The sequence below is a fragment of the Modestobacter sp. SYSU DS0511 genome (genome assembly GCF_054050755.1).
In genome coordinates this window covers 108066-126859 of the sequence record NZ_JBJGZY010000007.1, presented here as the reverse complement: position 1 = coordinate 126859, position 18794 = coordinate 108066, and the positions used below count along the sequence as shown (strand labels likewise).

Below are 18794 nucleotides of genomic sequence, written 5' to 3'. Positions count from 1 at the left end.
CCCCCCCCCCCCCCCCCCCCCCCCCCCCCCCCCCCCCCCCCCCCCCCCCCCCCCCCCCCCCCCCCCCCCCCCCCCCCCCCCCCCCCCCACGACTGTCGGCAGCAGTGGTTCAGGCGGTGACGGTGCCGTCGGCGGTGACCGTCAGGCGCCCGGCCGCCACGGCCGCCTGCAGGGCAGCGTCGAGCGGCGGGTGGGCCGCCGGGGTGAGTCGGCGGTGCCCGAAGACCTCCGCGGTGCGGATCCGCAGCTCGTCGACGGCCAGGCTCCCGGCGGCGCGGGTGAGGGCGACCATCGCGTTGCCGACCTCACGCGGGGCGATCTGCTCCAGCGGCCGCTCGGCGGCAGTGGCCTGCCGGCGGAACCAGGTCCACTCGGCCGGGTCGGTGCCCTTGGGCCACAGGTGCTCGCCCTGCAGCGCGCTGGGTGGCAGCAGGTCCATCAGGGCGTCCCGGCGGGCGGCGCCCACCCGGGTGAGGCCGAAGGCGCCGGCGGTCAGCCGGGCCAGCCGGTCGCGGTGCACCGGCCCCTCGGCCTTGATGCCGGCGTTGAGCACCCGCCGCACGACCCGCTGGACCGCCGGGTCACCCAGCTGGTCGAGCTGCTTCCTGTCCCCGGCCGGCTTGGGCGCCCAGGCGATGAACGGCAGCTCCTCGTCCAGCGGTGCGGCCGGCTCCGCCGACCGGGTGCTCGCCGACCGGGTGTTCGCCGGCCGGGTACCCGCCGCAGTGGCAGCGGCCGGCGTCCCGGCCGCGGTGTCGACCACGGGTTCCGCGACCGCGACGACGGGCTGGGCGGCGTTCCCCGGGGCGGTGGTCTCGGGGGCGGTGGTCTCGGGGGCGGTGGTCTCGGGGGCGGTGGTCGGCTGCGCCACGCGCGCCACCGGGCGGATCGGGATCACGTCGGCCAGCGGGCCCTCGTGCTCGGCAGTCCCGGTCCGGGTCTCGGTCCGGGTCTCGGTCCCGGTCCCGGTCTCGGCGGTGGTCGCGGCGTCCTCGACCGGTCGGGACTCCAGAGCCGGCGCGGCCACCGCAGCCGGGGGCTCCGCCGGGACGGCGGAGCGGGGCAGGGGAGTGGCGTCGACCGCGGCGACCAGCCGGTCGACGACGGCACCGGCGTCGACCAGCCACGTCGGCAGCCACACTCGTTCGACCGCGGGCCAGCCGAGCAGGCCGGAGAGCACCTCCACCGGCAGCCCGTCCCGGTCACCGACCGTCCTCCGGCGCGCCCACGCCGGCCCGTCCAGCAGCACCGCCAGCACCGGGGCATCCGGGGCGGCCGCGCGGGCGACGGTCAGGTCGACCCGGAAGTCCGACAGCCCGACGTCGGTGCGCACCACCAGCCCCCGCTCGCGCAGCGCGGCGGCGATCTCGTCGCGGTGCCGGTCCGGCGCCCCGGCCGGGCGGGCGCCGCGCGGCAGCGCATCGGTGCCCAGCGCCGCCAGGTCCAGGTAGGCGCGCAGGTGCTGCACGCCCAGCGAGGCCGTCTGCTCGGCGCGCAGCTGCTCCGGGGCGAAGGAGGTGAAGACGACGACCTGGTGGCGGGCCCGGGTGACGGCCACGTTGAGCCGCCGCTCGCCTCCGGCACGGTTCAGCGGGCCGAAGTTCAGCGGCAGGTTCCCGCGCTCGTCCGGGCTGAAGCCGGTGGAGAAGAAGACGACGTCGCGCTCGTCGCCCTGCACGTTCTCCAGGTTCTTCACGAACAGGCCCTCGCCGTCGGTGCGGTCGAGGGCATCGACCACCCGCTGGTCGCCGCTGTCGCGCAGCTGCGCCTCGATCAGCGACCGCTGCGGCGCGTTGAAGGTGACCACCCCGATCGAGGGCACCGCGGGCGCGGCCACCTCGAACCGGCGCAGCACCTCGGCGACCACGGCCGCCGCCTCCACCGGGTTGGTCCGCAGCAGCTTCCCGCCCCCGGTGCGGTGGAAGGTGCCCTCGACCCGCACCAACGACACCCCACGGCCCCCGGGGCCCGAGGACGCGCGCCCGTGCGCCGGGGCCGGGAAGGTGGCCAGCCGGTTGTCGTAGTACTGGGCGTTGCTGAAGGCGATCAGCGTCTCGTCCTGGCTGCGGTAGTGCCAGGACAGCCACTGCCGCGGCACCCGGGCCTGCAGGCACTCCGAGAGGATCGACTCCTCGTCGGCAACGGTGTCCTCGGCCGGCTCGTCGTCGGCTGCGGACGGCTCACCGAACGTCGCCGGCGGCAGCTGCTTGCTGTCCCCGACGACGACCGCGGCGCGGGCCCGGCCCAGCGCGCCGATGGCGTCGGCGACCCGGATCTGCGAGGCCTCGTCGAAGACGACCAGGTCGAAGAGGTCGGCGTCGGCGGGGAAGAAGCGGGCCACCGAGTCCGGGCTGACCAGCACGCAGGGCAGCACGGAGGTGATCAGGTCGCCGTGCGCGGCCAGCAGGCCCCGCACGCCCAGCCCCCGGCGCTGCTTGGCCAGCTCCCGCTGCAGCGCGCCCACCCGGCTGTCCCCGGTCGCCGGGTCGAACGGGCGGGCGGCCAGCACCCCGGCGGGCAGGGCGCAGGTCAGGTGCGACCGGACCGCCCGGGACGCCGCGGCGAACCGGGTGATCGTCGCCTCGTGCCGGCCGGCGTCGAAGGCGCTCAGCCCGGTGGCGTCCCGGCGCTCGGCCAGCGAGGCCTCGGCCAGCCCGCGGTCGAAGGCGCGCACCGCGTCCTCGGCGGGCAGCTCACCGTGCACCAGCAGCCGGCGGGCCTCGGTGAGCCCGGTCAGCCGCAGCGGCTCCAGGGTGTCCAGCAGGCTCACCCAGCGTCGCAGTGACATCGGGTGGATGTACTCCACGCCCCGCTCGGGGCGGGTCATCGTCCAGTGCAGCACCAGCCCCTGCCCGCCGCTCCACGCCGCGAGCTGCGCCGAGGAGCTGCCGCAGGCGGTCAGCAGCGCGGTCACCGCGTCGCGCAGCCGGAGCACCAGGCGCGCGGCGGCGGGGTCGGAGGCGGGCCCCGCGGCCAGGAGCCGGCGCACCGCGCCGGCCAGCCCCGCGGAACCGTCGGCCGTCGCCGCGGCCCGCCGCAGCCAGCGGGCCTCGGCCGCCAGCAGGGTGCGCCCGGCGTCGGTGAAGGGGTTCCAGCCGGCGGGCACCTGCAGCCCCGGGACGGCGGTCGCGCGCGCCGCCAGGGCCTGCACGGCCGACTGCACGGTGCGCAGCGACGCGGTCAGCTCCGGCACGTCCTTGGTCCGCACCGTCGCGCCGTCGACCAGCACACCAGCGAACCGGGCGCGCACCTCGGCGAGCTTGCCGCGCCGGCCCAGGAAGGAGCCGGCGGCCGCCTCCTGCGCCTGCACGAAGAGCTCACCCAGCGGCAGGCCGAGCGCATCGGGGGTGACGACGTCGAAGGCGGGGCAACCGGCCTCGGCCAGCGCCTCCACGTCGGCGAGCAGGTCGTCGAGCGCGGCCGCCCAGCGGGGGCCGCGCACCTGGTCGAGCACGTCGAGGCCCAGCGGCGGCCCGGCCAGCAGGTGCGCCAGGTCGTCCAGGTCCTCCGGCGTGCGGACCGCCCGCAGCACGGCGGCCAGGGCGCCCTCGCCGGGCAGCTCACGGATGGCGCTGTCGACGGCGACCGCCGCCCGCTGCACCGCCTCGATGTCGATGTCGATGGTGTCCAGGAAGGCCCACGCGTGGCCCGCCGAGGGGCGGGCCAGGTCGGCGATGTCCGGCAGCAGCGCCAGCGCCCGGCGCACCGCGGTGACCGTCTCGGCGTCCGCCTGGCCGGCGAAGGCCGGGGGCACCGGCAGCGGCGGGACCGCGTCCCCGGCGGCCAGCACCGCCGTGCGGGCCGAGTAGTACGACAGCCCGGCCGGGTTCGGGGCGTGCAGGCGCTCGGCGTAGCGGTCCAGGCTCCGGCGGGCCGAGCGCAGGTCCTCCGCGTCGGCGGCCAGACCCTGCTCGTCGACCTCGACCGCGGAGTCCAGCGCCGCCCGGATCTGCGCCCGGACGCCGGCCGGCCGGCTGCCCTTGTCGTGCAGGTCCAGCGCGAACGGGCCCATGCCGACGGCGTCCAGCCGCCGGGCCACGACGTCGAGCGCGGCGCGCTTCTCGGCGACGAACAGCACCCGCTTGCCCTCGGCGACCGCCCGGGTGAGCAAGTTGGTGATCGTCTGCGACTTGCCGGTGCCGGGCGGGCCCTCCAGCACGAAGGTGCGCCCGGCGACCGCCTCGGCGACCGCGCGCAGCTGCGAGGCGTCGGCGGGCAGCGGGCAGCCGGCGGCCAGCTCGTCCAGGTCGACCGTGCCAGCGGTGTCCGGCGCCGGGTCGGTGAACGGCGCGTTCGGGTCGCGGACCAGGTGGGCGACCAGGGGGTTGCGGGCGAGGTCGGCCCAGTGCTGGTCGAGGTCCTGCCAGAGCCGGTGCTTGGCGAACTGGAGCACCGCGAGGTCGGCCGTCGGCTCGACCCGCCAGGGCAGGCCGCGCTCGGCCAGCGCCTCGCGCACGGCCTGCACGGCAGCGCCCAGCCGCACGCCGTCGGCCGCCTCGGCCAGGCCGGGCACGGTCAGCCCGTGCAGCCGGCGCAGCTTCTCCAGCAGACACCAGTTCGGGGTGGCGGCACCGGCCTCGTCGGCGGTCAGCCGGTAGGCGCCGGTGTGCGAGGCCGGGCTCAGCAGCACCGGCAGCAGCACCAGCGGGGAACGCAGCGGGCGGCCGTCGGCCTCCCAGACCAGGCTGCCCAGCGCGAGGTACAGGTTGTTCGCCCCGGTCTCCTCGACCACGGTGCGGGCCCGGTGTGCCAGGCCGCGCAGCCGGGAGAGGTACCCGGCCTCGGGCACGTCGGCGTGCACGGCGCGGCGCTCGGCCAGGGTCTCGGTGAGCAGCTCGGCCGGCAGCTCGCGCGCCGACCGCACCCCGCGCTCGCGCTGCACCTCGGAGAGGGCGTCGCCCGGCAGCAGGGTGAGCGTGGTGCCGCCGGTGAGCAGCTCCTCCAGCAGGGGCAGCACGTCGTGCGGCACGGTCAGCGGCACGCCGGCGCGCTCGCCGTAGGAGATGAGCCGGTTGCGCGGGCTCAGGTCCAGCAGGGCGTTCTTCCACTGCTGGACGCGCGCGGGCACCTCCGGGCGGGCGTCGGGTGCCGACGGCGCCGGCTCCGATCCGGCGACGGCCTCGACGGCTGCCTCGGCGGCACCCGCGGCGGCCCGGTGCTCCAGCACGACGTCGCCGGCGGTGTGCACCGGCAGCGCCCGCACGCCCTCGCGCCGGGCGCGGACGACGTCGGTGACCCCCAGCAGCCGGCCGAGGTCGCCGGTGAGCCAGGCGGCGTAGGCCGGGCGGTGCAGGTCGGCGACGTTGCTCCCACCGGCGGCCAGCAGCGTCGTCTCCACCAGCCGGATCACGCCGAGGTCGACCAGGTCCACCAGTCCGGCCACGTCGGTGGTGGCCGCGGTCTCGGTGCTGCGCTCCTCGCGCCAGTAGCCGCAGAAGGCGTGGCCGTCGGCCACCCAGACCAGCGGCCGGACGCCGGCGCGCTCGCAGGCCGCGGCGAGGGTGAGCGTGGTGTCCAGGCTGGTGCCGACGCCGCCGTCGAGCACCTCGTCCGGGGTGCGCACCACCTGGCCGACCTCGGTCCAGCTCACCGGCGGCAGGGTGGGCCGCACGCTGCGCCGGCGCATCGCCCACACCAGCGCGTCGACCACCTCGTCGACCCGCTCCGGGCCCTCGTCGTAGCCGGAGAGCGCGCGGCTGCCGGTGCCCTCCTCCAGCAGGTCGCAGGCGTCGTCGAGCAGCCGGCCGACCGCCGGGTCGTGCGGCAGCACGTGCGCGGCCAGCAGCTCCAGCGCCAGCGGCGATGGGGTGGCAAGCCACTGGCCCGGGGCCAGCACGTGCACCGGGATGCGGCGGGACGCCAACGTGCGGTCGCCGGCGGTCAGCTCGACGCGGACCCAGCCGGACCGGCGCTCGGGCACCTGCAGCAGAGCCCCGGCGTCCAGGGCGAGCCCGACGTCACCGACGACCGTGGTGCGCCCGGCCTCCAGGTCGACGAGCCGCTCGACCGGGGGGCCGACCGGCCCGACGTCATCGGCCACCGACAGCCGCACGGTCGCGCCGCGGACGGTGGTGGTGGCGCTGTGCACCGCCAGCCGCGAGACGACCGGCACCTCGTTGTACGCCAGTGCGTGGCTGAGCACCGGGGTGGCGGTGAGCTCGAGGGAGACCGGCTGCTCGGTGGGCGGCGGAACGGGCCCCTCGGCCTCGTGGTGCAGGTCGGCGACGTTCCCCATGGGGTCTGTCTACCGGTTCGGACGGACCGGTCCGGCGCACCCGGCCGACAGGTGGTGCGGGTGTGGCGACAGGTGTCTGGTGGGGACGGATGGCACCCGTGTCAGAGCAGGGCGAGCTGGCTGCAGGCGGGGCAGAGCGAGTCGCAGACCTCGGGCTGCGGAGGCCAGGGCACCTCCTCGTCCCGGGCGACGTAGACACCGCACAGCGCGGTGCGGCCGCGGGCGCCGCTGAGCCCCAGGGTCGCGTGGGCGGGGCCGATGAGGCGGGCCTGCTGGCCGGCCGGGTCCGACATGGACCCGACCATCATCACGGCGCGCGCCGTGCGGTAGGTGAATCCCATGCCGGCCACCATGTGAGACGGCGACGCCGTTCCGCCGACCAACACGCGGACGGTCGGGGGCGGGCCGTCCCAACCACCCCACGCGCCTCACCGGAACGGTCCCGGACGCACCACCGCCGCCGGCCCGGTCCGGGCCGACGGCGGTGGGGACGTGGTCCGAGGTGCTGATCAGGCGGCGAAACCGGCCCGGTCGACCTTGCGGTGGAAGCGCTCGCCGAGCTTGCCGCCCAGGATCGCGCCGACCAGCGTGACCACCAGGACGGCGACCAGGGCGATGATTCCGGCGGTGGTGGCGGTGCCCTCGTCGACGGGGATGCGCGGCAGGTTCAGCTGGGACAGCACGTTGTACTGCGAGCCGAGCACCGCGCCGGCGACCGCGAGCGCGATGACCACGAGCAGCCCGACGACCCAGACGGCGATGCCCTGCCGGATGCCGTCGAAGCGCGCCATCCGGCCGGCCACGTAGCCGCCGGCGAGGTAGGCCAGGAACAGCACCACCAGCAGCGCGATGCCCCCGCCGATGCCCACGGTGCCGGGCTGGTCGGTGGCCTCGGCGACGTCGAGGTCCTCGGTGAGACCGAGGGCGACGCCGGCGGCGGAGACGAGCGCGATCAGCAGCACGGCCAGGCCGTTGGCCGACAGCCAGCCGAAGAAGGCCGCGCCCCACTTGATCCCGCCGAAGCGGGCGTGCTGGGCGTCGACCGCGTCGCGGGCGGTGCCCCGCGTGGCGCGGGCGCCTGCGGCGGAGTTGTTGCGGAACTCCGTGTCCCGGGCGCTGGTGGCGGCGCCGCTGGGATCGGGGGACGAGTTGGTGGCCATGGGATCTCCCGGAGGGGTCGGTGGCTGGAGGGATACCCCGGTCGGCGGGCGTGCACCCGCCGACCGGGGGTGGATCAGCGGGTGCCGCGGCCCTCGGTGCGGCCGTCGGTGTCGGCCTCGATCTGCTCCTTGCGCACCGAGTCGCTGACCGTCTCCTCGCCGGTGACGGTCTCCGTGTCCAGCCGGACGCGCTCGACCGGGACGGCCTCCTTGGCGACCACGGGACGCTCGGCGTGCAGCACGACCTCGTGCTCCTCCTCGGAGATCGCCGGGCCGTCGAGGGCGGCCTCGCGGTTGGCGTCGGTGATCGGCTCGCGCTCGAGCCGGACCTCCTCGTGGGAGACCGGCACGGTGGTGGTCACGTTCTCGGTGACGACGTACTTGCGCAGCCGGGCCTTGCCGGCCTCGACCTGCTGGGTGCCGACCCGGAGCTGCTCCTCCGAGCGGGTCATGGCGTCGTCGGTGGTCGGGCCGGAGGTGTCGTGCCCGGTGGTGCCGTGCCGGTTGGTGTCGTGCCGGTTGGTGTCGTCGAAGCCCGCGGTGCGCCCGGCGTTGGCGTCCGCGCGGCCGGCGGTGGTGTCGGTGTACCCGGCGGTGGTGTCGGTGCCGGTGCCGGTGCCCACGCCGTAGTAGCGGTAGAGTTCGGCCTCCTCGTCGGGGCTGAGGTGCCCGGAGTCGGCGTCCATCCGCGGCGCGTCCTTGACCTTGGCCTTCTGGTAGGGCACGCGCAGGGCGCCGTCGGCGAGCTGGGCATCGGCCAGCGGGACGAAGGTCTCCGAGGTGCCGAACAGGCCGGTGCTCACGGTGGCCCACTCGGGGCGGCCGGTCTGGTCGTCCAGGTAGACCTGGCCGACCTTGCCGAGCTTGTCGCCGTCGGCGTCCACGGCGGTGGTGCCGATGACGGTCTGGATGTCCTGCTCGGTGATCACGAGGTGCTCCTCAGCAAAGGGGGTGGATGGGCCCGGGCGGCCTCGCGCCGTGCGCGCCGGTCGGCCTGGCGGACCTCAGGTAGCCCGGCGGTTTACGCCGTAAACGGCCCGGGGCGTCTCGGGGCGTACCGGAGCGCGGCGGTCACGCTCCGGCATCACCTCGTGCCTGGACGCGCAGCGGCGCCGCCCCGGAGGAACCGGGACGGCGCCGCTGTCGGGACCTCGGGTCAGTGCGGGAGCGCGACCTCGCGCTGCGCCCGGCCGGCGTCGGCCTGACCGGGGCCCGCGTTGGTGGCCGAGACGGGCTCCTCGTCGTCGTGCGGGTCGAGCATGGTCGCCTCGTCGAAGGGCCGCTGCCCGGCCAGCACCGCGTCGAGCTGCTCGCGGTCCAGCTCCCGGGTCCAGGTGGCGACGAGGACGGCGGCGACCGCGTTGCCGGCGAAGTTGGTCAGCGCGCGGGCCTCGGACATGAACCGGTCGATGCCGACGATGAAGCCGACGCCGTCCAGCAGCTCCGGCTTGTGCGCCGCCAGCCCGCCGGCCAGCGTGGCCAGGCCCGCACCGGTGACCCCGGCCGCGCCCTTGGAGGCGATGATCATGAAGACCAGCAGGCCGATCTGCTCGCCCACCGACAGCGGGTCGCCCAGCGCCTCGGCGATGAACAGCGAGGCCATGGTCAGGTAGATCGCCGTGCCGTCGAGGTTGAAGGAGTACCCGGTCGGTACCACGATCCCGGCCACCGGCTTGCTGACCCCGGCGTGCTCCATCTTCGCGATCAGCCGCGGCAGCGCCGTCTCCGAGGAGGAGGTGGAGACGATCAGCAGGAACTCCCGGCCCAGGTACCGCAGCAGCGCGAACAGGTTCACCCCGGCGACCACCCGCAGCAGCAGCCCCAGGACGACGACCACGAACAGCAGGCAGGTGGCGTAGAAGCCGAGCATGATCACCGCGAGGCTCTTCAACGCGTCGATGCCGGTCTCGCCGACGACCGCCGCGATCGCCCCGAACGCGCCGATCGGCGCCACCCACATGATCATCGCGAGCACCCGGAAGACCAGCTTCTGGAAGTGCCCGATGCCGCGCAGCACCGGCTCCCCCGAGCGGCCCATCGCCTGGATGGCGAAGCCGACGAGCAGCGCGACGAGCAGCGCCTGCAGCACCGAGCCGTCGGTGAGCGCCGAGACCAGCGTCTCCGGGATCAGGTTCAGCAGGAAGTCGACCGTGCCGCCGCTCTGCTCCGCCTCCCGGGCCAGGTCGCGGCCCGCGCCGCGCAGGTCCTCGCTCAGCTGCAGGCCGTTGCCCGGGTGCAGCAGGTTGCCCACCACCAGGCCGATGGCCAGCGCCACGGTGGACATCAGCAGGAAGTAGCCCAGCGCCAGCCCGCCGACCCGGCCCACCTTGGCCGCCTGCCGGATCGAGCCGATGCCGAGCACGATCGTGCAGAAGATGACCGGCGCGATCAGCATCCGGATCAGCCCGACGAACGCCGTGCCGAGCCACTTGAGGTCCTGGGCAAACTCGGGAAAGACGAAGCCGACGGCGATGCCGAGGACGACCGCGGCGATCACCGCCAGGTAGAGCCAGTGCGTGCGGTCGCGCCGCTTCGCCGGCGCCGGTGGGGTGTCGGTGCTCGAGGCCATGACTGCTCCTGTGGAGTCGGCCGGGAGGAGCCGTGCGGCTCCGGGTGGTCGCCCCGCACCCTGCGGCACGCCGTGACCCGGGTCACGCATTCGTTCATTTCGTTCACCGGCCGCCGCCGGCCCCGGATCGGTGGGGACACTGCAGCGGTGCGCACCCGCCCGACCCGCCGGCGCCGGCGGGAGCCTGGCCTCGCCCGCCGGCTGCTGCTCCTGCAGGCACTGGTCGTCGCAGTCGTGGTGCTGACCTCCGCGGTCGTCGCCTGGCTCGATGCCCGCGAGTCGGTGGTGCACGAGGCGGAGGCCCGGACCACGGCGGTGGTGGAGAGCCTGAGCTCCTCACCGTCCGTGCTCGACGCCGTGCGCGGCCCCGACCCGACCGCCCGGCTGCAGCCCTACGTCGAGCAGGTGCGCACCGAGGCGGGCCTGGGCTTCATCACCGTGCTCGCGCCCGACCGCACCCGGTACACCCACCCCGACCCGGCGCAGATCGGCCGGCCGTTCCTGGGCACGCTCGCACCCGCCCTGGCCGGCGACACGTTCACCGAGACCTACACCGGCACACTGGGCCCCTCGGTGCGGGCCACCGGCCCGGTGCTCGACGAGCAGGGCCGGGTGGTCGCCCTGGTGTCGGCGGGGATCACGGTGGACCGGATCGGCGCAGACCTGACCGCGGCCCTGCCCGGCGTCGTGGGGACGGCGGCCGCGGCGCTCGCCGTCGGGGCGGCCGGCAGCTGGGCGCTGAGCCGGCGGCTGCGGCGGCAGACCCACGACCTGTCCGCCCGGGAGATCGGCCGGGCGCTGGAGTACCACGAGGCGGTGCTGCACGCGGTGCGTGAAGGGCTGGTCCTGGTCGGCGGAGACCGGCGGGTCCAGCTGGTCAACGACGAGGCGCGACGCCTGCTCCAGCTCGACGACGACCCCACCGGGCAGCGGGTCGACGAGCTCGGGCTGCCCGCGGAGCTCACCGAGCTGCTGGCCGGTCTGCGGCCGGCGGTGGACGAGGTGCACGTCACCGGCAGCCGGGTGCTGGTGGTCAACCAGGCGGCGGCCCGCGCACCGGGCAGGTCGGCCGGGGTCGTGGTGACCCTGCGGGACCACACCGAGCTGCAGGCGCTGACCGGTGAGCTGGACAGCGTGCGGGCCTTCGCCGAGTCGCTGCGCGCACAGGCCCACGAGGCCGCGAACCGGCTGCACACGACCGTCTCCCTGGTCGAGCTGGGCCGGACCGGCGAGGCGGTGGAGTTCGCCGTCGCCGAGTTGGCCACCGCCCAGGAGCTCACCGACCGCGTGGTCGCCGCCGTCGAGGAGCCGGTGCTGGCCGCCCTGCTGCTGGGCAAGGCCGCGGCCGCCCACGAGCGGGGGGTGCTGCTGGAGATCGACCCGGCCACCGCGGTGACCGCCACCGGGCTGCCCGCCGGTGACCTGGTGACGATCGTGGGCAACCTCGTCGACAACGGCATCGAGGCGGCCCTGGCCGGTGACCCGCCGCGCGAGGTGCAGGTGGTGGTGTGGACCGAGGGGGACCGGCTGGAGATCCGGGTCGAGGACACCGGCCCCGGCGTCGCCGCGGAGGACCTGGACGACGTCTTCCGCCGCGGGTGGACGACGAAGAGGGCCGACGGCGCGGGCGCCGGCCCGGGTCGTGGCCTGGGCCTGGCGCTGGTGGCGGCGGCGGTCCGGCGGCTGGGTGGCACCCTGGTGTGCCGGCCGGGCCCCGGCGCCCGGTTCGAGGTCTCGCTGCCGCTCCGTTCCGGTGATCGGGATGCGGGCGTGAGCGGAGTGCGGGCGTGATCGGGGTGCGGGCGTGATCAAGGTGCTGGTGGTCGAGGACGAGCCGGTCGCCGCCGAGGCGCACCGGGCCTACGTCGACCACACGCCCGGGTTCGCCACCGCGGCCGTCGCCGGCACGGGGGCCGTGGCGCTGGACGCGCTGGCCCGGGTGCGGGTCGACCTGGTGCTGCTGGACATGAACCTGCCCGACACCACCGGGCTGGAGCTGTGCCGGCGGATCCGCGGCGCCGGCGCCGACATCGACGTGCTCGCGGTGACGTCGGCCCGGGAGCTGGCCACGGTGCGGGCGGCTGCGGCCCAGGGCGTCGTCGGCTACTTGCTCAAGCCGTTCAGCTACCCGGCGCTGCGCGACCGGCTGACCACGTACGCGGAGTACCGGGAGCGGCTGCGGGGCGGGGGAGAGGTGGCCGGGCAGGACGACGTCGACCGGGCCCTCGGCGCGGTGCGGGCCCCGCTGCCCGCGGCGCTGCCCAAGGGGATGGGCCGGGAGACGCTGGACCGGGTGGTCGGCGCGCTGCGCGGCGGGGACGGACTGTCGGCCACCGAGCTCGCCGCCCGGGTGGGCGTCTCCCGGATCACCGCCCGCCGCTACCTGGAGTACCTCGCGGAGACCGGGGTGGCCGACCGGGTCCCGCGGTACGGGGGCGCCGGGCGGCCGGAGCACGAGTACCGCTGGCGGTGACCCGCCGGCGCGTCAGAGGTCCAGCACCGAGCCGTCGTCGGAGTTCTTCGCCTCGTGCAGCACGCGCTCCAGTCGGTCGAGCAGGTTCTCCAACGCCTCCTCGAACTCCGCGGCCGACTTGTCCTGGGCCAGCAGCGGCTCGGTGCGCATCAGGGCCGGGAAGTCGGTCAGGTCGGTGGTCCGCTGGGCCTGTGCGTCGCCCTGCGGCTGGTCGAGCAGGCTGACCTGCGCGCCGATCTGGGTGACCTCCAGCAGCAGGTGCCCGAGCAGGAAGCTGGAGTAGGCCCGGTAGGCGGCGACGGCGGCCTGGTCGGAGAAGCCGTTGTCGCACAGGGTGCGCAGGAACGACTCGACCATCCGCAGGCTGCGCAGCGGCGGGCGGACCCAGGGCGCAGCCGGCGGGCGGCTGGCCACCAGCGGGAAGACCGCCGGGTGGGCCAGGGCGATCCGCCGCACGCCGTGGGCCAGCCGCATCAGGTAGTCCTGCCATCCGCTGGCGTGCTCCAGGTGGATGTCGTCGGGCTGGTCGTCGTCGTCGAAGAGCCGCTCGACCACGGTGTCCACCACGCCGTCGAGCAGGTCCTCGCGGCCGGGCACGTAGCGGTAGAGGGCCATCGCCTCGACCCCCAGCGAGGCGCCCAGCCGGCGCATGGTCAGCGCGGCGAGCCCGTGCTCGTCGATGAAGCTGATCGCCGCCTGCAGGATCCGCTCCCGGTCCAGCCCCGCCGGACGGGTCATCTCGGTGGCGGCCTCGGTGCCCTCGGTCACCGCCACCAGATCGGGGTCGCGTTCGTCGTCGCTCGTCGTCTCCACCACTGTCCGTCTCCTCGACCTGCCCCCGCGGCCAGTGTCCCCCGTCGGGTGGGGGCGCCGGTCGTCTCCCTGGTCGCACTACCCCACCCGGGGGACCCGATGTGCCCGAGCTGCTAGCACGGTGCTTGCAGTTGTTAGCGAGGACGGGTCTGCGGGTAGCGGTGCCGCGTCAGGCCATCCGCCACCCGGGAGTCCTCGTGACCGACCACACCACGCTCATCACCCAGCTGCGGGCACTGCTCACCCTCACCCGGACCGAGGAGCAGATCGCCCGGATCCGGACCACCCAGGCGCGCACCGACGCCGTGCGCCGTGAGCTGCAGGAGAACGCCGACAACGCCGTGGCGCGCGCCGCGGCGATCACCGAGCAGCTGCGGGCGCTCTCCGGCGTCGGCGACGTCGTCGCCCCCGTCGTCGGCCGGCTGACCGCCCTGGTCAAGGGCACCCTGGAGCAGGCCGAGCCGATCGACGAGGCCCTGCTGCAGGACCTGCAGCTGGAGCACCAGCTGCTCGACCGGGCCACCTACCTGAAGGTGCTGGCCCAGGCCGCCGAGCAGCCGGCCGTGGAGGAGCTCGCCGACCGGCTGGTCACCGCCCACTCCGCGACCGTCGAGTGGCTCACCGTGGTCCTCGCCGAGCAGGCGCTCGGCGGCCCGGCCGCCCTGCAGGCCACCCCGTTCCAGAAGGTGGCCGGCGGTGCCACGAAGCTGGTGAACATGCCGGTCCGGTTCGCGGCCAACACGGTCAACCGGGCCGTGGGCGGTGCGCAGCAGGCCGGCGACTCGGCCGAGGGCAGCCTGGCGGGCGTCGTCGACGACGTGCGCGACCGGGTCACGTCCCTGACCGGTGCGGTGCGGGAGACCCTCACCGTCGGCCGGCTGGCCTCGCTGCGCCGGGCCGAGCGCATCGCCCAGCGCGAGGGCGACACCGAGGCGGCCGAGGCGGTCGCCGCCACCCGGCGCGAGCTCGGCGACGTGACCGCCGACGAGCTGCCGATCAAGGGCTACGACTCGATGTCGGCCGCGCAGATCGCCGAGGCGGTCAAGGGGCTCGACGACCCCGCCGACGTGAACACGGTCATCCGGTACGAGGAGACGCACAAGGCGCGCTCCAGCGTGGTCAGCGCGACCCAGACCCGGCTCGCGGCGCTGGCCAAGGAGGCCGTCGGTGTGACCGAGTGACACCCGGCCCGGCGCGCCGTCCGTGGGGCGCGCCGGGCGTCCGCGGGCGGTCACCCACGGGCACGACCGTCCGGCGCGGTCCGGTGTCGCGTGGATCACGGTTACGCCTCGGGCCCTCCGGGAAACACAGTTCCTCATGACCACACCGCCTGAGGTCGCCATCACCCCCGAGGTGCTGGAGAGCGAGTTCTCGCTCATGACCGCCGTGACCCGGCTGGACTTCCTGAGCCGCCGGGACAACGTCGCCATCGACACCCCGATCGACAACGCCGACACCGACGACGACTGGCTGGCCATGAAGGACGTCGGCACCTCCCTCGACGTGGAGGAGGCCCTCGAGCTGCTCGCCCTCGGTGAGGTCGTCGCCCGCAAGGCGCACGGCAGCCGCCACCTGGGCATCCGCGCGGCCCTGCGCGGTGGCGCCAGCTGGGAGCAGATCGCCCGGGCGCTGGACGTCTCGCCGCAGGACGCGTGGGAGCGCCACACCGAGTGGCTGGACGGCCAGGCGCAGGCCCGGGAGCGCGGCGACGCCGACGCCCTCGACGCCGCGGCGGTCACCGCGGCGCGCGAGCTGGCCGGCCGCCGCCCCGCCTGACCACACGCGCGACGACGGCGCCGCCCCGGCCGGGGCGGCGCCGTCGTCGCGCGGGGCCCGGCCGTCCGAACGCGTCCCGGGTCGACTCCGCGACATGTCGACCTGTCGACCGCACCTGGCGCTGGTGATGCTCGTGGAGACCGCATCCCGGCGCTCCGGCACCCCCGAGCTGGTGCGGTTGCTGCACGGTTGGCTGCTCGACGAGCTGGCGGCCGCGCCGTCCTGACCGCTCAGCGCGGCAGCAGCACCGCCGAGTCGGCGTAGCACCAGGCCCAGTGCTCGGCGCGCTCGGCGGAGGCGACCACCGGGTGGGCGGTGGCGGCGAAGTGCGCCGTCGCGTGCCGGTGGGGTGAGGAGTCGCAGCACCCCACGTGGTCGCAGCCCAGGCAGCGCCGCAGGTGCACCCAGGAGCCGCCGATCGCCAGGCAGTCCTCGCACGCCGACGCCGGGCCCGGCGGCTCCGGCAACCCGGCGGTGTGCCCGCAGGCGGCGCCGTCCTGCACCTGCCAGGTGGTCATCGCGCCCTCCTCAGGAGCTGCCGCGCCGGGGGAGGCGCACGCAGAAGGTCGTCCCCGCCGGGCCGGTCGTGTAGGTCAGCGAGCCGCCGTGCCGGCGCTCGACGATCCGCTTGGCGTTCTCCAGGCCCAGCCCGCTGCCCTGCCCCGCGGGCTTGCTGGTCACGAACGGCTCGAACAGCCGTGGCTGCAGTTCGGCCGGGATGCCCGGACCGTCGTCGCCGATCTCCACGAACACCGACGCGTCGTCGGCGCGGGTGCGCAGGGTGAGCACCCCGGAGCCGTTCATCGCGTCGGCGGCGTTGTCGATCAGGTTGGTCCACACCTGGTTCAGCTCGGCGGGGTACCCGGGGACGACGGGCAGGTCAGCGGCGTACTCCCGGCGCACCTCGATGCCGGTGAGCTTGCGGGCGAGCATCACCAGGGTGCTCTCCAGCCCGGGCTTGAGCGGCACCTCGGAGTGCTGGGCCTGGTCCATGTGGGAGTACTGCTTGACCGCGCCGACGAGCGCGGAGACCCGGGTGGTGGCCTCCTCGATCTCGCTCATCAGCGCCTCGGTCTCCAGGGTGTAGCGCATCCAGCCGAAGGCGGCGTCCCACTCCACCCCGCCGTCGACCTGCTCCACGACGTCGTCGACCCAGGTGGCGTCCAGCCCGGCGGCGGCGAAGACCGGGGCGAGCTCCCAGGCGTGCGCGACGCCGCGCTCCTCCAGCCGGTCGGAGATCTCCTCCTCCAGGTCGCTCTCCTCCAGCGCGGTGAGCTCTGGCCGCGGCTTCAGCGCCCGATCGACGGACTGCTCCTGGACGGCGACCAGCTTGGCCACCATCTCCGGTGACAGCCCCTCCTTCGCCAGCAGGCTCAGCTTGTTCCGCATGCCCGAGATGCGGGTGCGCAGCTGCTCGGTGGCGCGGACCGCGGCGGCGGCGGGGTTGTTCAGCTCGTGGGCGAGGTTGGCCGACAGCACGCCGAGCTGCACCAGGTGCTCCCGCTGGCGCATCGTCGACTCGGTCGCCCGCACGCCCTCGTAGATGCCGTCGAGCAGGTGCACCGCCATCGGGCACTGCTGCTGGACCAGCTGGGCGAAGTCGGCGGCGGACACCCGGAGGAACCGGCTGGGCCGGGTGGTGCGCATCGAGGTCTGGTAGCGCTGCGGCGGCCCGGCGGTGAAGGCCCGGACGGCGCCGGAGTACGACCCGCGGTGCGACGTCTCGTTGATGACGACGTCCTCGCCGGTGGCGTGCTTGGTCAGCAGCAGCGTGCCCTCCAGCAGCACGAACAGCGCCTCGGCCGGCTCGTCCTCGGCGAAGACCAGGGCGTCGGCGTCGAAGACCCGCACCTCGGCGCGCTCGGCCAGCCAGGCCAGCACGTCGTCGTCGAGGGACTCGAACAGGAAGAGCGAGCGCAGCTCGTCGACGCCGATCCGCGGGCTCGTGGTGGTCATCGGGTCCCCTCCAGGTAGCGGTGCACGAGGGTCACGGCCATCGCGCCCTCGCCGACGGCCCCGGCGACCCGCTTGACCGACTCCGACCGGACGTCGCCGGCCGCGAACACCCCGGGCACCGAGCACTCCAGGTGGTAGGGCGCGCGAGGCAGGGGCCAGCCCGCCGGTGGGCGGCCGTCGCCGTCGAGCAGCGCCGGGCCGGTGCGCAGGAAGCCGTGGTCGTCGCGGGAGAAGGCGTCACCGAGCCAGTCGGTGAGCGGCCGGGCGCCGATGAAGACGAACAGCCGGGACGCCGCGACGGTCTCGGTGCCGCCCGTGGAGCTGTCGCTGAGCACCAGCCGCTCGACGTGGTCCGCGCCCTCGACGGCGACGACCTGGGTGCAGGTGCGCACCTCGATGACGTCCGAGGCCTCGATCCGCGACACCAGGTACTCGCTCATCCCGCGGCGGATGTCCGGACCGCGGCACAGCATCACCACCCGGCGGGCGTACCTGGCGAAGTGCAGCGCCGCCTGGCCGGCGGAGTTGGCCGCGCCGACGACGTAGACCTCCTCGTCCCGGCAGCTCAGCGCCTCGTGGGGGTCGGCGCCGTAGTAGACGCCACGGCCGGCGAACTCCTCCGCGCCGGCGGCCGGCAGCCGGGTCCACTGCACCCCGGTGGCCAGGACGACGGCGTGCGCGGTCACCTCGCTGCCGTCGGCGAACCGCAGCACCCGTCCGTCGCCGTGCGGGGCGATCCCGGTGATCTCGGCGGTGGTGAGCACCTCGACGCCGAACTTCACCGCCTGGTCCCGCGCCCGCATCGCCAGCTCGGCGCCGGAGACCCCGCGCGGGAAACCCAGGTAGTTCTCGATCCGGCTGCTGGTGCCCGCCTGGCCGCCGGTCGCCGTCCGCTCGACGAGCAGGGTGCGCAGCCCCTCGCTGCCGGCGTAGACCGCCGACCCGAGCCCCGCCGGGCCGGCGCCGACGACGACCACGTCGTAGAAGGGGCTGCCGGCGCTGGTCGGCAGGCCGCACCGCTCGGCGACGTCGCGCAGCGCGGGCCGGCTGAGCACCGCGCCGTCGGGGAAGACGGTGGCGGGCAGCTGGGCGTCGTCGGCCAGCCCGGCGGCGGAGCGCACCGCGGTCGCGGCGTCGCCCTGCAGGTGCCGGTAGGGCACCTGGTTGCGGGCGAGGAACTCCTTCAGCTCCTGCGTCTCCGCCGACCACTGGTGACCGAGCAGGGTGATGCCCTCGAACGGCGCCGGCGCGGTCCGGCCCCACTGCTCCAGCAGCTCGTCCAGCACCGGGTAGAGCTTCTCCTCCGGTGGGTCCCAGGGCTTGAGCAGGTAGTGGTCGAGGTCGACGTCGTTGATCGCCCGGATCGCGGTGTCGGTGTCGGCGTAGGCGGTGAGCAGCACGCGCCTGGCGCCGGGGACGAGGTCCATCGCCTGCTCGAGGAACTCGACGCCGGTCATCCCCGGCATCCGGTGGTCGGCGAGCAGCAGGGCGGTCACCTCGCCGCGGGCGGTGAGCTCGCGGAGCACGGCGAGCGCGTCGGGGCCGCTCTCGGCGCGGACGACGCGGTACCGGTCGCCGTAGTGACGGCGGAGGTCGCGGGCGACCGCACGGCTGACGGCGCGGTCGTCGTCGACGGTGAGCAGGACGGGTCTTGCGGGCACGGCACCTCCGGTCCAGGCCGCGAGGGTGGTCACCCCGGGGATGGGGGCGCCCCCGGTGGCGTCCGCCATCCAACTCCTCCGCGGCGCGGACCGGTAGCCGTTCCGGGCTCGCGGTCTGCCGGCCCGGGCCACGCGCCAGGCCCACGGCTGG

The 18794-nt window shown here is 75.5% G+C and carries 14 protein-coding genes; 5 read left to right on the top strand and 9 right to left on the bottom strand.

Features of this window, described 5'->3' with window-relative positions; genetic code table 11:
* Positions 1-109: 109 nt before the first annotated feature.
* The 5 genes from ACI783_RS05745 to ACI783_RS05725 all read right to left on the bottom strand — a co-directional run bounded on the left by ACI783_RS05745 (position 110) and on the right by ACI783_RS05725 (position 9964).
* The gene (locus ACI783_RS05745; RefSeq protein ID WP_457139548.1) at positions 110-6235 is read right to left on the bottom strand and encodes a DUF3320 domain-containing protein; all 6126 of its coding nucleotides are present in this window, start codon (positions 6233-6235) and stop codon (positions 110-112) included.
* A 101-nt stretch (positions 6236-6336) separates the two neighbouring features.
* Positions 6337-6576, bottom strand: coding sequence for a hypothetical protein (locus tag ACI783_RS05740; RefSeq protein WP_457080559.1), 240 nt, complete (start codon positions 6574-6576; stop codon positions 6337-6339).
* Between the two features lie 168 nt (positions 6577-6744).
* Positions 6745-7395, bottom strand: coding sequence for a hypothetical protein (locus tag ACI783_RS05735; protein WP_457139547.1), 651 nt, complete (start codon positions 7393-7395; stop codon positions 6745-6747).
* A gap of 74 nt (positions 7396-7469) precedes the next feature.
* Positions 7470-8324 (bottom strand): DUF2382 domain-containing protein, encoded by an 855-nt coding sequence (locus tag ACI783_RS05730; protein WP_457139546.1) that lies wholly within the window; start codon positions 8322-8324, stop codon positions 7470-7472.
* A gap of 227 nt (positions 8325-8551) precedes the next feature.
* On the bottom strand, positions 8552-9964 hold the full coding sequence (locus tag ACI783_RS05725; RefSeq protein WP_457139545.1) for a cation:dicarboxylate symporter family transporter: 1413 nt from the start codon (positions 9962-9964) through the stop codon (positions 8552-8554).
* 147 nt (positions 9965-10111) lie between these two features.
* Between ACI783_RS05725 and ACI783_RS05720 the strand changes: the two genes are divergently transcribed.
* Both ACI783_RS05720 and ACI783_RS05715 read left to right on the top strand, forming a co-directional pair.
* Positions 10112-11755: a sensor histidine kinase gene (locus ACI783_RS05720; RefSeq protein WP_457139544.1), complete on the top strand. Its 1644-nt coding sequence runs from the start codon at positions 10112-10114 to the stop codon at positions 11753-11755.
* A 13-nt stretch (positions 11756-11768) separates the two neighbouring features.
* The gene (locus ACI783_RS05715) at positions 11769-12437 is read left to right on the top strand and encodes a response regulator (RefSeq protein WP_457139543.1); all 669 of its coding nucleotides are present in this window, start codon (positions 11769-11771) and stop codon (positions 12435-12437) included.
* 12 nt (positions 12438-12449) lie between these two features.
* On the opposite strand, the gene ACI783_RS05710 is transcribed toward ACI783_RS05715, so the two are convergent.
* Positions 12450-13250, bottom strand: coding sequence for a TetR/AcrR family transcriptional regulator C-terminal domain-containing protein (locus ACI783_RS05710; RefSeq protein WP_457139542.1), 801 nt, complete (start codon positions 13248-13250; stop codon positions 12450-12452).
* Positions 13251-13447: 197 nt separating this feature from the next.
* Here ACI783_RS05710 and ACI783_RS05705 point away from each other — a divergent pair, with 197 nt between their 5' ends.
* The 3 genes from ACI783_RS05705 to ACI783_RS05695 all read left to right on the top strand — a co-directional run bounded on the left by ACI783_RS05705 (position 13448) and on the right by ACI783_RS05695 (position 15252).
* Positions 13448-14431, top strand: coding sequence for a ferritin-like domain-containing protein (locus ACI783_RS05705; RefSeq protein ID WP_457139541.1), 984 nt, complete (start codon positions 13448-13450; stop codon positions 14429-14431).
* Between the two features lie 136 nt (positions 14432-14567).
* Entirely contained in the window at positions 14568-15026 is a 459-nt protein-coding gene (locus ACI783_RS05700; RefSeq protein ID WP_457139540.1) for a hypothetical protein, read from the top strand.
* A 94-nt stretch (positions 15027-15120) separates the two neighbouring features.
* On the top strand, positions 15121-15252 hold the full coding sequence (locus tag ACI783_RS05695; RefSeq protein WP_457139539.1) for a hypothetical protein: 132 nt from the start codon (positions 15121-15123) through the stop codon (positions 15250-15252).
* Positions 15253-15256: 4 nt separating this feature from the next.
* Here ACI783_RS05695 and ACI783_RS05690 read toward each other — a convergent pair whose 3' ends face one another.
* From ACI783_RS05690 to ACI783_RS05680, 3 genes are read right to left on the bottom strand one after another with little or no spacing between them, the layout of a single operon-like run.
* Entirely contained in the window at positions 15257-15544 is a 288-nt protein-coding gene (locus ACI783_RS05690; RefSeq protein ID WP_457139538.1) for a UBP-type zinc finger domain-containing protein, read from the bottom strand.
* A gap of 10 nt (positions 15545-15554) precedes the next feature.
* The gene (locus ACI783_RS05685) at positions 15555-16982 is read right to left on the bottom strand and encodes a sensor histidine kinase (protein ID WP_457139537.1); all 1428 of its coding nucleotides are present in this window, start codon (positions 16980-16982) and stop codon (positions 15555-15557) included.
* Positions 16979-18712, bottom strand: a complete 1734-nt coding sequence (locus ACI783_RS05680) for an FAD-dependent oxidoreductase (RefSeq protein ID WP_457139536.1) — start codon at positions 18710-18712, stop codon at positions 16979-16981. Before ACI783_RS05680 ends, ACI783_RS05685 begins: the two co-directional genes overlap by 4 nt.
* Positions 18713-18794 lie beyond the last annotated feature (82 nt).